At 45.4% G+C, this 13,400-nt stretch carries 13 protein-coding genes; 7 read left to right on the forward strand and 6 right to left on the reverse strand.

Features of this window, described 5'->3' with window-relative positions; genetic code table 11:
• Positions 1 to 9 precede the first annotated feature (9 nt).
• Positions 10 to 3,240: an error-prone DNA polymerase gene (locus MUK70_RS08155; protein WP_234655940.1), complete on the reverse strand. Its 3,231-nt coding sequence runs from the start codon at positions 3,238 to 3,240 to the stop codon at positions 10 to 12.
• Between the two features lie 50 nt (positions 3,241 to 3,290).
• A complete protein-coding gene (locus MUK70_RS08160; RefSeq protein ID WP_234655939.1) occupies positions 3,291 to 4,790 on the reverse strand; it encodes a Y-family DNA polymerase in 1,500 nt (499 codons plus the stop codon).
• A 311-nt stretch (positions 4,791 to 5,101) separates the two neighbouring features.
• Between MUK70_RS08160 and MUK70_RS08165 the strand changes: the two genes are divergently transcribed.
• Positions 5,102 to 5,698 (forward strand): alpha-ketoglutarate-dependent dioxygenase AlkB family protein, encoded by a 597-nt coding sequence (locus MUK70_RS08165; protein WP_234655938.1) that lies wholly within the window; start codon positions 5,102 to 5,104, stop codon positions 5,696 to 5,698.
• An 84-nt stretch (positions 5,699 to 5,782) separates the two neighbouring features.
• On the opposite strand, the gene MUK70_RS08170 is transcribed toward MUK70_RS08165, so the two are convergent.
• Both MUK70_RS08170 and MUK70_RS08175 read right to left on the reverse strand, forming a co-directional pair.
• On the reverse strand, positions 5,783 to 6,283 hold the full coding sequence (locus tag MUK70_RS08170; protein WP_234606899.1) for an SRPBCC family protein: 501 nt from the start codon (positions 6,281 to 6,283) through the stop codon (positions 5,783 to 5,785).
• Positions 6,273 to 6,611, reverse strand: a complete 339-nt coding sequence (locus MUK70_RS08175; RefSeq protein WP_234606898.1) for an ArsR/SmtB family transcription factor — start codon at positions 6,609 to 6,611, stop codon at positions 6,273 to 6,275. The genes MUK70_RS08170 and MUK70_RS08175 overlap by 11 nt, the downstream gene beginning before the upstream one ends.
• 128 nt (positions 6,612 to 6,739) lie before the next feature.
• Between MUK70_RS08175 and MUK70_RS08180 the strand changes: the two genes are divergently transcribed.
• Both MUK70_RS08180 and MUK70_RS08185 read left to right on the forward strand, forming a co-directional pair.
• Positions 6,740 to 7,096, forward strand: a complete 357-nt coding sequence (locus MUK70_RS08180) for an ArsR/SmtB family transcription factor (RefSeq protein WP_234606897.1) — start codon at positions 6,740 to 6,742, stop codon at positions 7,094 to 7,096.
• A gap of 16 nt (positions 7,097 to 7,112) precedes the next feature.
• Positions 7,113 to 7,622, forward strand: coding sequence for an SRPBCC family protein (locus tag MUK70_RS08185; RefSeq protein ID WP_234655937.1), 510 nt, complete (start codon positions 7,113 to 7,115; stop codon positions 7,620 to 7,622).
• A 90-nt stretch (positions 7,623 to 7,712) separates the two neighbouring features.
• On the opposite strand, the gene MUK70_RS08190 is transcribed toward MUK70_RS08185, so the two are convergent.
• Positions 7,713 to 8,492, reverse strand: coding sequence for a hypothetical protein (locus tag MUK70_RS08190; protein ID WP_234655936.1), 780 nt, complete (start codon positions 8,490 to 8,492; stop codon positions 7,713 to 7,715).
• Between the two features lie 255 nt (positions 8,493 to 8,747).
• Here MUK70_RS08190 and MUK70_RS08195 point away from each other — a divergent pair, with 255 nt between their 5' ends.
• Together MUK70_RS08195 and MUK70_RS08200 are read left to right on the forward strand one after the other, a co-directional pair.
• Complete coding sequence (locus MUK70_RS08195) at positions 8,748 to 9,170, forward strand: VOC family protein (protein WP_234655935.1); 423 nt, start codon at positions 8,748 to 8,750, stop codon at positions 9,168 to 9,170.
• Between the two features lie 101 nt (positions 9,171 to 9,271).
• On the forward strand, positions 9,272 to 10,144 hold the full coding sequence (locus tag MUK70_RS08200) for a CE1 family esterase (protein ID WP_234655934.1): 873 nt from the start codon (positions 9,272 to 9,274) through the stop codon (positions 10,142 to 10,144).
• A gap of 7 nt (positions 10,145 to 10,151) precedes the next feature.
• Here the strand turns inward: MUK70_RS08200 and MUK70_RS08205 are convergent, their stop codons facing one another.
• Positions 10,152 to 10,919 (reverse strand): ImuA family protein, encoded by a 768-nt coding sequence (locus MUK70_RS08205; RefSeq protein ID WP_244784757.1) that lies wholly within the window; start codon positions 10,917 to 10,919, stop codon positions 10,152 to 10,154.
• 138 nt (positions 10,920 to 11,057) lie between these two features.
• On the opposite strand from MUK70_RS08205, the gene MUK70_RS08210 reads away from it, so the two are divergent.
• Entirely contained in the window at positions 11,058 to 11,900 is an 843-nt protein-coding gene (locus tag MUK70_RS08210; RefSeq protein WP_234606891.1) for a sugar phosphate isomerase/epimerase family protein, read from the forward strand.
• Between the two features lie 131 nt (positions 11,901 to 12,031).
• The gene (locus tag MUK70_RS08215; protein WP_234655932.1) at positions 12,032 to 13,363 is read left to right on the forward strand and encodes a vanadium-dependent haloperoxidase; all 1,332 of its coding nucleotides are present in this window, start codon (positions 12,032 to 12,034) and stop codon (positions 13,361 to 13,363) included.
• Positions 13,364 to 13,400 lie beyond the last annotated feature (37 nt).

Raw genomic sequence — 13,400 nt, forward strand, 5'->3', positions numbered from 1 at the left:
GTTCAAACTTTACCTGAAATTCCGGCCATTCGGGAAGATTTCAGTTTGTACATCCCTGCGAACCTGTGTCTTTTTGTTAACGGCCATTGTAGCATACTCATCTTTTTCGTCTGCACGGGAAAGTGTCAGTATATCCGGATTTTCGTCTTCCGCGGCCGTTAATTTTTTCAATAATACCGAAAGATCATAGCATTTCTGAACTATTACATGGGTGACCTCCCCTTCCCGCTGCAACTTCCCTTCCACCATTAATAACCTGGCATACAAAATCTCCTTTCGATATTGTTCAAAAAGCTTCTGAAATACGACCAGGTTTGCAAAACCGGTTTCATCTTCGATGGTGATGAAACAAACGCCCCCCGCAGTTCCGGGACGCTGCCTGACCAGCACAAGTCCGGCTACTTTCACCATTCTTGTGTTGCCTATCAGATCTAATTTTTTAGTTGAGAAAACATTCAGTAGATCTAACTTTTCCCTGACAAAACTTACGGGATGCGCCTTTAAGGATAAAGAGGTGGAAGTATAATCCTGCACCACATGCTCAGAAGCAGTCATATGCGGCAGTTCCACCGGGGCTTCTAATGCGCTTTCGGATATTTGCCCTGCAAACAAACCCATGGGCCGGTCACTCATTGCGGAAACTTCCCAAAGCGCCTGTCGGCGATCCAGACCGATGGACCTGAATGCATCGGCATCCGCCAGTTTTTCCAGTGCGGCCTGGGAAACACCGGCGTCGCGTAATGTGTGCAAATGGGTAAATGGTTTCGTTCGGCCTGCGAGCAATGCCTGTATATCATCCTCTCTCATACCCTTAATTTGCCTGAAACCCAGCCTGATCGGACAGTATTTCCCCGTTTTTTCTTCCAAAATATTATCCCATTCCGAATGGTTGATATCAATTGGCCTTACTTCAACATTATGCTTTCTGGCATCAATAACAATTTGCGCAGGTTGGTAAAAACCCATTGGCATGCTGTTTAACAGTGCTGTTGCAAAAACATCCGGATAAACGCATTTGATATAACAGGAGACATAAACCAGCAATGCAAAGCTGGCGGCATGGCTCTCGGGAAAACCATAGCTTCCGAAACCTTCCAATTGCCTGAAAACACGCTGTGCAAAATCCTTGGTATAACCTCTTGCCGTCATACCGGCTACGAGCTTTTCCTCAAATTTGGTTACCATGCCCCTGACTTTAAAAGTAGCCATACTGCGCCGCAACTCGTCGGCTTCGGCAGGAGTAAATCCAGCGGCAACAATCGCTATTTTCATGGCCTGTTCCTGGAACAAAGGCACGCCCAATGTTTTACCTAAAATGGCTTCCAGCTCTTTGGAAGGGTAACTTATTTCTTCTTCGCGATTCCTCCTGCGCAAATAGGGATGTACCATATCCCCCTGAATCGGCCCGGGACGAACGATGGCGACTTCAATGACCAGGTCATAAAAACAACGCGGCTTCAACCGGGGTAACATGGATTGCTGCGCCCTGCTCTCAATCTGGAAAACACCGATTGTATCCGCCGCGCAGATCATATCATAAACATCTTCCCGGTTTTGAGGAATATTAGCCAGCGTATAATCCTGATCATAGTGTTTTTTGGCCAGATCAAAGGCTTTCCGGATGCAGGTCAGCATGCCCAAAGCCAGCACATCTATTTTCAGAAAACCCAGTGTATCAATGTCGTCTTTATTCCATTCAATGCATGTACGGTCCACCATCCGAGCGTTCATAATGGGGCACAAGTCCGAAAGTTTTCCCTGTGTGATCACAAAACCACCCGTATGCTGGCCCAGCTGTCTTGGAAAGCCAATATATTGCCTGGTCAGGTCCAGAATTTTGATCAAATGCGGATCATTGGGGTTAAAGCCTTGTTCGGCAACCCGTTTGCCATCGAACCACTCATCTGTAAATTCCCAGATCGAGTTAGCAAGCCGGTTAATGGCATCCAGCGACATGCCCATTGCCTTGGCCACATCCCGGATAGCGCCGCGCTGATGCATTTGCGTAACCGTAGCCACAATTCCTGCCCTGTCCCGGCCGTATTTTTGATAAATATACTGGATCACTTCTTCCCGTCGTTCGTGCTCAAAATCCACATCAATATCCGGCGGCTCATTCCGTGCAGAGGAAATAAAGCGCTCGAAAAGCAGGTCTATTTCCGTGGGGTCAACAGAAGTAATGCCTAAACAGTAACATACGGTCGAATTAGCCGCGGAACCCCGGCCCTGGCAAAGGATTTTTCGCTCCCTTGCAAAACGTACAATGTCGTAAACCGTCAGAAAGTAGGGAGCATAATCCATTTCTTCCACAAACTGCATTTCGTAATGGATCGCATCTTCAACTTTCTGAGGTATGCATGCGCCAAAACGCTCCATAGCTCCTTTCCAGGTCAGTATTTGCAGCTCGATCATCGCAGAATTCCCAGAGCTTGTAATTTCCTCAGGATAAACATATTTTAGCTCATTCAGGGAAAACCGGCACGCATCCGCAATTTCCTGCGTCCGCTCGATCGCATTGGGATACTGCCTGAAAAGCCGCTGCATCTCGTCAATGGGTTTCAAAAACCGCTCTCCATTCTGATATAGCCGAAAGCCTGCATTATTAATCGTGCATTTCTCCCGTATGCACGTAAGGACATCCTGCAATTCCCTTCGAACCGGATTATGATAATACACGTCATTTGTTGCGACCATGGGAATGTCCATCTGGCTGGCTATCTGAGCAATACGATACAGTTTTTTCGTATCATCGCCCTGGTAAGAGCGCGCAGCAGCTATGTAAATATCCTTTCCAAAAGCCTTTCTGTATTCTTGTAATGCCCGCTTAAATTCAGGTTCGAAATCAAAATGCGCATTCAAGGCCGCGGGAGGAACCACAATGAACTTTATTTCACCCGCGTAACGAAAAACATCGGCTTTGTACAAATGACATTCTCCTTTTTCAGCTCTTAAATTGCCCTCGGTTAACAAGGAAGAAAGCTGGGAATAAGCCTGTTGCGTAGTCGGGTAAGCCAGTAAGCCAGGCCCATCCAGCAGATCCAGCCGACAAGCTGGAATAATGCGAATGTCCTTTCCTTTTGCGGCAGCGTGCGCACGAACGATGCCTGCGAGGGTGTTCCGGTCTGTGATGGCAATTTTTTTGTATCCGAAAATCAAAGCCTGCCCCACCAGTTCCTCCGGGTGTGATCCGCCGCGGAGGAAGCTAAAATTGGTCGTTACCTGCAATTCGGTGTAGCTCATGTTAAGCAATCATTTTTTGATTGGTTCGGAAGCACTACCGAACCTGGCCTTTAAGCAAAAAAACCGTGAATAAACCATTTAGAACCTGTTTTATCATAATGCCCGAGGCGGAAAATCCAGAATCGCGCACCTTCCGGATCTTCAACACAATAATAATCGCGGTGCATGCCTTGTTCCAGCCACCATTCCCTTTCAATCCGTTCCGGACCATCTGCCCTCTTCACATAATGCACTACTCCTTTATACCTGAAAAGCAGTGGCGGGTAATCTGGCAAAGGAGCCGAAACGTCGATCAGCTGTGGATTAGCCAATAACGTAATGGGTCTCGGACGGTCAATGCGCCAGGTCGTTTCCGGCTTTTCGAGCAACGAACCGGCGATTTTAACGGACCTTTCGGGCCAGTAATGTTCATCCGGCAAATAGCGGTGAATGGTTTTTATTCCTGCTTTGCCTGCAACTCTGTCCAGCAATTCTATCAGGTTCACATTATCCTGGCCGGCGTTGGTATTCCAAAGCTTTTCCTGAACCGCATTCACGTCTTCTGTAACAGGAGCTTCCAGTAAGAACAACTCAATGCCCAATGCCGGCTCCATCGTACTGATTTTCAGCTCAAACAGCTTAAACAGATGGCCGACGTGGAATGATCCCCGGTTGGTAACTATGTCTATCTGTATAATTTTTCCATCCACCCGGAATCCTTTGAAAACCGCAGTTCGTAGGCCTTTTCCTTCCTTTACCAAACGGCGGCACAGCGTTTCCAAAAGCCGCCTTAAAGCGATCTGAATGCCGGTTGCTGTCACAATCGGCTCCATGCAAGGCAACCGTTCCTGGTATGGCACCGCTGGTTTTATGGGTTCAATCACCTCAATCGCATGTCCGAAGGCCTGGTCCACCCGATCCAGAAGTTGCTGCCCAAACCGCCTTCTCAGCACGGAACGAGGCATATTAATAAAGTTTCGGATCTGGTAAAACCCTAATTTATGCATCCGCTCCACCACGGCCATTTCAAGGCGCAATGCTGCTGGTGACAGCGGCAACAATGCATCTGAAATTCGGTTGGGCTGAACAATGCGCTTATCATGCCCGTAATGCGCCACTGCCCAGGCGCTGCCCACCGTATCAGAGATTGCAGCACTTACATAATATCCCTTTTGCCTGAGCCGGACGATCATATCCTTTAAATATGCGCGCTCTCCAGCCCAGAGATGTGCACAACCGGTAATGTCAAGCATCAGGCCATCGGGTAGGTCAATGGAAACAACGGGCGTGTAACGTATACACCATTCCGCCAACGCTATCAGCAACTCCTTAGCCTTATCGGGCTGATCATCTATCACTTCCAGTGCAGGGTAAAGCGCTCTCGCATCCGCCACAACCATTCCCATGTCAATCCCGCTTTCTATTGCTTTCGGACTTGCCGCCTTAACAATCATTCTTCCGCGCTCCGGAGCAGCCAAAACAAATGGCTCACCAGTCAGCTCAGGACGCTCAGTCACAACCCAATCTGTGATTAAATGTCGGAACCATATGTTAGCAAAGCGCTGTGGCATAACCTTGAATATTTTTTACATAAAACCTTATTAATCAATTATTTAATTCATATATGATACTTTCAATATCTTTAATTTGGTCACAATGATATCAAATCTCTTGCTTAATCGCAAGGATTTTCTTTACTTTGTTTTGTTGACAAAATCATTTTTACACACTAAAACAGCTTGGTAATGCCTGCATTAAATCAACCGCCATTATTTGAAGAAACCAGAAAGAAGAAGACTTGGGAAATGAATTTTGAGGAACCCGGAATCTGGCAAAATGAACGAAAGAAAGCCAATAGGAAAGAAATAGAAGAGAATGTGAAATGGAGCAGTTTAAGTTATTTGAAGACGGGGAGCATTTGCTTCTCCCGGAACATCTGATGGAATATAGGCCGGGATTCTTTGGGAAAATGGAAAGTGAGCGGTATCTGAAATTTTTTCTTGAAACAGTCTCCTGGCAGCAGACCAAAGTTATGATGTATGATAAAGAAGTATTGACTCCCAGATTATGTGCCTGGTTTGGCGACCGCCCCATCCGGCAGGATGATGTAAGGCCCCCTATCCCATGGACGGATGAACTGCGTGCGATCAAAATGAAAGTCGAAGAACACACCGGGATCATTTTCAACGGAGTATTGCTAAATTATTATCGCGATGGCAGTGATTCGGTTGCCTGGCATAGCGACAAGGATACAATTACAGGCCTAAAAACGGAAATCGCATCCGTTAGTTTGGGGCAGCCGCGTAATTTTGATTTTAGAAATAAAGACCACCACAGACAGCAATATTCATTAGAATTAGGCAATGGTTCTTTGCTGCTCATGAAAGGTGATTTACAAAAATTTTGGGAGCATCGCATTGCCAAATCGGCTAAACCCATGAAAGCAAGGATCAATCTCACATTCAGGAAAGTGGCATAGCGTATTAAAGACCCTGATAAAATCCAGGATAAATAAAGCCCCAAACCGGACCGAACCGATTTAGAGCTTTATTAATGTACCAACTTATTGCTGATGTTCCAGCACTTCGTCGAGATTTTCGAATGCCATTAGGAAACCCTCTTTGAAACCCATTTCAATGTGTTTTTCAAGATCTGAAAGTTCGTTGAATGTCAGCAAAACATCCACGATTGTGTTATTACTGGTTTCCTTGAAGGACGTAAGCCATTGTGAGCCAGGAAGAAAATCGCTCGGTTTACCATTTTCGTCACAGAAAAAATCCAGGGCTGAATAGGATTTTTGCGCGGTAATCGATTTGTAATCCATTCGTGCCCAATGCTCTTCACCTTCCGGGCCGACCATTGCATACAACCAGTGTCCTCCTTCGCTGAAATCCATTTCTTTCGTTCTGGCTTTCCAGGGCTTTGGCGCCCACCATTGTTCCAGCAACTCTTTTTGCGTCCAAGCAGCCCAGACTTTGGCTATCGAAGCGGCAAATTCCCGCTCCACATGAATTTTTTTATTTTCCTTATCAACGGTAAAATTCAACAACAGTTCAGTCTTCATAATCATTTGGTTTTAAGTTATGTAATACTTGGTCTAGCTGATTAAATCGATCTTCCCAAAGCTTTTTGAACTGTTCGAGCCACTGGTCTACTTCCCTCATTCGCTTTGCATTGAAATGATAATAAATTTCCCTTCCAGAAGACTCTTGCCTGATCAACTGGCACTCGGTCAGTATTTTTATATGTTTTGAAACAGCCTGTCGGCTGGTATCAAAATGTTCGGCCAACGCATTGGGTGTCATCGCCTGCAAAGCAATCATGCCCAATATCGCCCTGCGCGTGGGATCTGCAATAGCCTGAAATACATCTCTTCTAAACTCCTTGGGCATATGCCGAATTTTAAGCCATGTGATGAGGCAAAGATAAGCGCAACTTTATAGTTGCAAAAGTTTTTTCTCAAATATTTGCGTAACCAAATACTTACATATACATTTGCGTAACCAAATACTTACATATCATGTCCATTGAAGCAAGAAGGGATGTTTTTCAGGCCATAGCAGATCCTACAAGGCGACAAATTATCAGTTTGGTCGCGCATAAATCAATGAACCTTAACAGCATTGCTGAAAATTTTGATATCAGCAGGCCAGCTATTTCGCAGCATATCAAGATCCTGGCTGAATGTGGTATGGTGGTTGTGCGGCAGGAAGGCCGGGAAAGGTTTTGCGAGGCTAAACTGGATGGGCTGAGCGAAGTGTCTGACTGGGTCGATCAGTACAAACAATTCTGGAATGCGAAATTCGATGCCCTGGGAAGTTACCTGGACAAGATACAGAGTAGTAATCCGTCAGACGAAGAATCCAAAACGAATTAATCAAACAACAAATAAAATGGAACAGCAAACACAAAAAAGAGCAGGGTTGAAAATTGTACGGGAATTCAAAGCACCAAAAACGCTTGTTTTTGACGCATTTGCATCGCCAGAATCATTCGGCGAATGGTGGGGACCGGCTGGCAGCCAACTTTCCGTTTTGCGTTTTGACTTTCGTACCGGGGGCAGCACGCATTATAAAATGGAGGGAAACGGCCACGAAATGTGGGGATTATTTCAATACAAAAACATCCGGCGCGACGATTTACTTGAATTCGTCAATTCCTTTGCTGACGCGGAAGGGAATATTATCACTTCGCCATTTCCTATGGATTTTCCGTTGGAAGTCTTCAATCAGATCACATTAGAAGAAAAGGATGGAATAACCACATTGACAATCCAGGGCCATCCCATCAACGCAACAACCGCCCAGGAAGAAACCTATTTCTCAATCATGGATAATATGCAGGAAGGTTTCAGCGGAACATTTGACAAGCTGGATGCTTATTTGGAAAAGGTGCAGGGTTAAATTAAACAATTGGAAAAGACGGTCACCTTACGAGGGCCGTCTTTTCTATCTTACATTCTATACCAGGCAAATAATGCAAGGATGTTATCCTCAAAACCCATATTCCACACCTTCCGGTAATGCCTCCACGGCCACTTTCATCCATTTGCCTTTGATCTTTATGACTACCATATCCCGGTCTTTGTCGTAAAAGATGGTTCCGTCACCACCGTTTTTCAGCTCATTATAATTTACATATTTGGCATCTTTCTCCGCATTTTGCTCGTCGTCTCCTGCTGGTTTCGTTAACGAAATGTCTTCTTTTCCGATTTGACCTAATGTCAGTGCGTTGGTCAGCTTCAATGAGCCGTAAAATATCGCTTTATCCCTGCCAAACAGAAAGGAATGCTGCTTTACGTCGGAGCCGATTTTGAACCAGTTATAAGCGGTTTCGTCGTGATTGTACACCGTTGAATAATAATACAGTTCTGCAACGGGTCGATCCATTTCAATGTGCTTGTTTACCAGCATGGTAATGCGCGATTTGTCATCTTTGGCATAACCCTCGAAAACATGATAGCCCCAGCGTTTTTTGTTTCGCTCTTCGGCATTACCCCGCACCTGGATCATGTAAGGCGTACTCAAAATACCATTAATGGTGGTATACATGGGTGTTTTGGAAGGCAAAAATCCGAAACTATATCCCCGTTCCTTCCATCGGTTCCAGGTGGTATCAATGTCCGATTGCAATTCAACCCGCTTCTGTCCCGATGCTGCGCTGCCATTCAGCAAGCCATAATATTTATTTAAAACAAATGAAGAATCACGCACATGCTGGGCAAATGAAGCATTTGAAATAATCAAGAAGAAGAAAAATTGCAGCAATCTCATAATTGGGACGGATGAATAGGTGGAGTCTTAACCAAATATAATCTCCTGCCGCAACAGTCATAAAAATTTCCAAACTAATTTGCGCAACCGATTAATTGCACATACATTTACAACCGGTCTGTGGAGCGATGTGAAGCAACGTCTTTCATGTAAGAGCAGACCCCAGACGTAGGAACGATTTTTCGCTGTTAGCCAGTAGTAACAGCGAACGGAATTTAATTGGCGGACAATTGTAAACAACTAAACTGCGATCAAATGATAAAGCCCCTTTACCCATGCCTTTGGTACGACGGAAATGCCCGGGAAGCAGCCGATTATTACTGTTCCATTTTTAAAAGCTCAAAAATAACCTCCGAAAATCCGATGGTTGTGACCTTCGAGTTGAACGGTTTCAAATTCATGGGCCTAAACGGCGGTCCGCATTACAAATTTTCGCCTGCCACTTCCTTCGTAGTCGAATGTGACACACAGGAAGAAATCGATTATTACTGGGAAAGGCTTGGCGACGGTGGCAAATACAGCCAATGCGGCTGGCTGGATGATAAATTCGGCATGTCGTGGCAGATTGTTCCGAGTGTATTATCTAAGCTAATGTCGGATCCGGAAAAGGCGCCGCGGGTGATAGAGGCTTTTCTGCAAATGAGTAAGTTCGATATCGCTACGCTGGAAAATGCTTGATGGTGGGACAAGAGTACATCGCTCATGTTATTTAATAAAAAGCTGACAATATTTTGGGCTAAGATGTAAATTGCAGAACATATTTATTCCTGATTTGTAACATGTTCAAGTACATTTTTCCTGCGCTGCTATTGATTTCGTGCCTTTCTGCCCATGCACAACTGGTTTCTGACTCATTATTGATTGAGAGTCGTCACCGGGTGTTTGTTTATGATAAATCCGTGAAAGTCAAACCTGGCGCCAGCCTTATTTTTATCTTGCACGGCTCGGGTGGTGAACCGATGGGTTTTGCACCGAGAGCTGCGAAATTACAGGCCAAGGCTGAGGCTGAAAATTTGGTTCTGGTTTATCCTGCTGGATATAAAAAATATTGGAATGAATGCCGGAAGGCGTCCACAGCGATCGCTAATAAGGAAAATTTGAATGAGGAAGCATTTTTCTCAGCGATGATCGACTTCTTTTCTGATCAATATAAAATCAACAAAGCCCAGGTTTTCGCAACCGGATTTTCGGGAGGCGGACATATGTCTTACAAACTGGCATTGACTATGCCTGATAAGATCAAGGCAATTTCGGCGATTGTGGCCAATATGCCTACCGATGAAAATATGGACTGCGCGGCGCTTAACGTTCCTTTACCCGTCATGATCACAAACGGAACGGCTGACGAAACCAATCCTTACAACGGCGGTGAAGTAAAAACGGCAGGCGTGACACTAGGCCATGTTCGCGCTACGGACCAATCATTCCAGTATTGGGCCAAATTGGATGGTTACGATGGCATGCCGGTAAAATCGATGATGCCGGACGGCGATAAAAACAACAACATTACCGTAGAAAAATACACTTATCAAAAGAAGGGTAAACCCGAAGTTACCTTGCTGAAAGTCATCAACGGCAAACACGAGTTCCTGACCGATTTCGATATTTTTGAAGAAACCTGGGCATTTTTTAAAAGGCAGATGGGGAAGTAAATTTCACTCAACCAACTTGCAGCATTGTCTCCTTTCCCAAAACCTTCACCTTCCGTTCCAGATAGTTAAACCGGCCGCCGGACCATTCCAGTTTCCACTCGCCAGGCTCCCCGTTGCGGACTTTTAGGAGTTGGACGTGCCAGCGGGGAAAGCCTACACCCGGCATATCCTCTTCCAGTTGACTTGGAATGGGCTTTACTTTCCACCTGGATACACATGCCAGTGTATTCAGGCTCCTGGGATTACAGCGATGGAGAAATCCAGTTACACGGCTATGCTCCACAGCCAGCTGCAAGCGCCTTGACTGAGTTAATGTTATCTCATTCAATTCCCCCACGACGGCGGTGAGTGCATCACATTTCAACGACTCTTCAACAGCCCACAACACATCCTGTTCTTTGTCGAGATCAATAAAAATTACCTTATCCGGCTCTATTCCGAAAAATTTCATAGCCGGAGGAAAAAGTGTGCGGTTCATGCTGATCCATAGACATGCCCCACCCTTTTCCAGCAATTTCCCCAGCAGCCCCATCATGAAACCGGTTGTTGCAGCCGCGTCCTCCCGCGCAGTGCTTAAAAATTCATGAACTGCTCCCGTTGGAAAAACCTGATTCGGAAAGGCCGCTTCCAACTCTCCAAAATCAAATGAACGCTGCGGCCCGTCAGATGCTGTTTTGAACCCCTGCAAAGAAAGGATTTCTTTTTGCAGCTGTTTTGCAACATCGCTTTTAGAAGCAGGCTGATTCATGACGGAAGTTGAGTAAATTGTTATCAATAGTAACAATTTTATGATTCCAAAAATACCAATTAAAATTAAAAACCGAAAATATTTTTTAGTTTTATGCAGAACATTGGCACCCGGCTTAGTAAAAAAATGGATCGAAGCGCTTAATCAATCAAAACATGATCTTCAATGAAAAAATCTATATTGTTATTCAAATCTGCCTGCTTGTTGATTGCCTGTTTCACATGGACAGCTATGAACCACTGGCCGCCGCGCGACTGGAAGCTCGGCGTGGCGCTTTATACTTTTAATCCGTTCTCTTTCTCCGGGCAGTTGGCCAAAGCAGACAGCGCTGGCCTGAAATATGTAGAGGGCTTCACCTTTGCAAAAGCCGGTCCTGAATTGAAGGATTCGATTATGATGAAATTGTCGCCCTCGGGAATAGCCCAACTCAAAACAATGCTGGATAAAACCAACCTGAAAATGGAAAGCATTTACCTCGTGGGGGGCAAAACGGTGAATGACTGGAAAAGGGAATTCGAGATAGCAAAACAATTCAAGGTGAAATACGTGACCGCTGAGCCGCCTGTAAAAATGTGGGACAGCATCGACAGCCTTGCCGGTGTTTACGGAATGAAACTCGCCATTCACAACCACTGGAAAGGGACCAGCGCTTACTGGCATCCCGATTCAACCCTGGCGGCATTAAAAGGTCATCCTAACTTTGGCGTTTGCGCTGACCTGGGCCATATGCCTAAAAGCGGCATTAATCCAGTGGACGCATTGAAGAAGCTGGAAGGTCACATTATCGCGATCCATCTTAAAGACATTGCCGCTTACAATGATCCAAAACTTGTGGATGTGGTCGCAGGAACCGGCGTAATCGACTTCCCTGCTGTTTTTAAAGAGTTGGAAAGACAGAATTTTAAGGGTCACATCATTATCGAACGTGATCGCCAGGAGAAGCCGACAAATCTGCAATCGGTCATTCAGACCGTTCAATATTATAACAAAACGCTGGGATTAAAATAAGCTTTGCTTCAAGCTGACACGCTGGTTGTGAACCATTTACGGTAAATAAAATTTCCGCCTGATTTCCTGAAAGGTCTTAGGCTTGGGGAAATAATATATGTAAATTGGTTTATCACAAACAAATATGTCTCATGAAGCAATGTTTAAAATTCCGGCATATCATCCAGATCGCTGTTTGGCTGGTTATCAGCTCAGTTAGTGCGGTATCGGCCGATCCCCATGCCGTTAAATCTAAAAATGACGTTTCTTCATTTCCGGCTGACGTTGTAACTTCATGGATCGATTTGCAGCTCAAAATAGCCCAGACCACACCTGCACCACCGCCCGTCACACTTCGAAGATGCGTGTATACAGGCATTACGCTCTACGAATCCGTAGTTCCCGGAATGCCTGAATATCAATCTATCGCCTCACAACTGAATGGATTACAAGCACTTCCATCTATTCAAAAAGGTGAAACATATTACTGGCCGGCATCCGCAAATGCAGCAATGGCTTCCATCACCAAAAGCTTATATCCAATGACCTCCCCAGCCAACAAGGCGTCCATTGACTCCCTGGAAGCCGCTCTTGCTGCATTATTTCAAAAAGATAATAAATCCGATGAACTGGCCAGATCTGCCACATTTGGAAAGAGCATTGCGGATGCCGTTTTCAGTTGGGCCAAAACGGATGGGAATGATGACAAAACACCTTTCAACATTCCGGCTGTTACAGGCGCCTGGCTTCCAACGCCACCTTCAAATATGCCCGCGTCGCTAACAAACTGGGGCAAAAACCGCTCTGTCTTTATCGGTAGTGATGAAGGTGCAGACGGCCAAAAACCAATCCCCTACTCCACAGACCCGGCTTCGCCTTACTATGCACAGGTGAAGGAAGTTTACGACATTTCACAAAGTCTTTCACCGGAGCAAAAAGCGATTGCGCTTTTTTGGGCAGACGATCCCGATGGCAAAAGTTATGGCGGAGCGCATTGGCTTTCTATTTTAAACCAATTGCTGATCAAAGAAAAATCCAACATGGAAACAGCTGTGGTAGCAAACGCAAAACTCAGCATTGCCTGTGCAGAAGCAACTATCAGCGTTTTCAAAGGAAAATATCTTTATAATGGACTGAGGCCAGTCACTTACATCCGCACCGTGATGAACAAACCCGACTGGAAAACATTCATTATCACGCCTCCGCATCCCGAATATCCTTCCGGCCATGCAGTTATTTCCGCTGCGGCAGCGCGGACCCTCACCTTATTATTTGGTGATCATTACAAATTCACAGACAACTCGTATAACCGCCTGGGTTTTGCGCCAAGATCTTTCAATTCATTCGAAGAAGCCGCTATCGAAGCCGGCAATTCGCGCGTTTACGGAGGCATCCATTATCGAAAAACCTGTGATGATGGGCAGAGACAGGGAAAAAAGATCGCTCAGAATCTGCACGACAAGATCAAATTCAAGCGCTCCTGAACTGTTTTTTCCACTCCTTTAACACATTATTCCTGAC

The organism is Dyadobacter chenwenxiniae, assembly GCF_022869785.1.
Classification (GTDB): domain Bacteria; phylum Bacteroidota; class Bacteroidia; order Cytophagales; family Spirosomataceae; genus Dyadobacter; species Dyadobacter chenwenxiniae.

Bases quoted from the DNA above. Each gene is read 5' to 3' on its own strand.
- MUK70_RS08155 (WP_234655940.1), bottom strand. From the start codon at position 3,240: ATGAGCTACACCGAATTGCAGGTAACGACCAATTTTAGCTTCCTCCGC.
- MUK70_RS08160 (WP_234655939.1), bottom strand. From the start codon at position 4,790: ATGCCACAGCGCTTTGCTAACATATGGTTCCGACATTTAATCACAGAT.
- MUK70_RS08165 (WP_234655938.1), top strand. From the start codon at position 5,102: ATGGAGCAGTTTAAGTTATTTGAAGACGGGGAGCATTTGCTTCTCCCG.
- MUK70_RS08170 (WP_234606899.1), bottom strand. From the start codon at position 6,283: ATGAAGACTGAACTGTTGTTGAATTTTACCGTTGATAAGGAAAATAAA.
- MUK70_RS08175 (WP_234606898.1), bottom strand. From the start codon at position 6,611: ATGCCCAAGGAGTTTAGAAGAGATGTATTTCAGGCTATTGCAGATCCC.
- MUK70_RS08180 (WP_234606897.1), top strand. From the start codon at position 6,740: ATGTCCATTGAAGCAAGAAGGGATGTTTTTCAGGCCATAGCAGATCCT.
- MUK70_RS08185 (WP_234655937.1), top strand. From the start codon at position 7,113: ATGGAACAGCAAACACAAAAAAGAGCAGGGTTGAAAATTGTACGGGAA.
- MUK70_RS08190 (WP_234655936.1), bottom strand. From the start codon at position 8,492: ATGAGATTGCTGCAATTTTTCTTCTTCTTGATTATTTCAAATGCTTCA.
- MUK70_RS08195 (WP_234655935.1), top strand. From the start codon at position 8,748: ATGATAAAGCCCCTTTACCCATGCCTTTGGTACGACGGAAATGCCCGG.
- MUK70_RS08200 (WP_234655934.1), top strand. From the start codon at position 9,272: ATGTTCAAGTACATTTTTCCTGCGCTGCTATTGATTTCGTGCCTTTCT.
- MUK70_RS08210 (WP_234606891.1), top strand. From the start codon at position 11,058: ATGAAAAAATCTATATTGTTATTCAAATCTGCCTGCTTGTTGATTGCC.
- MUK70_RS08215 (WP_234655932.1), top strand. From the start codon at position 12,032: ATGAAGCAATGTTTAAAATTCCGGCATATCATCCAGATCGCTGTTTGG.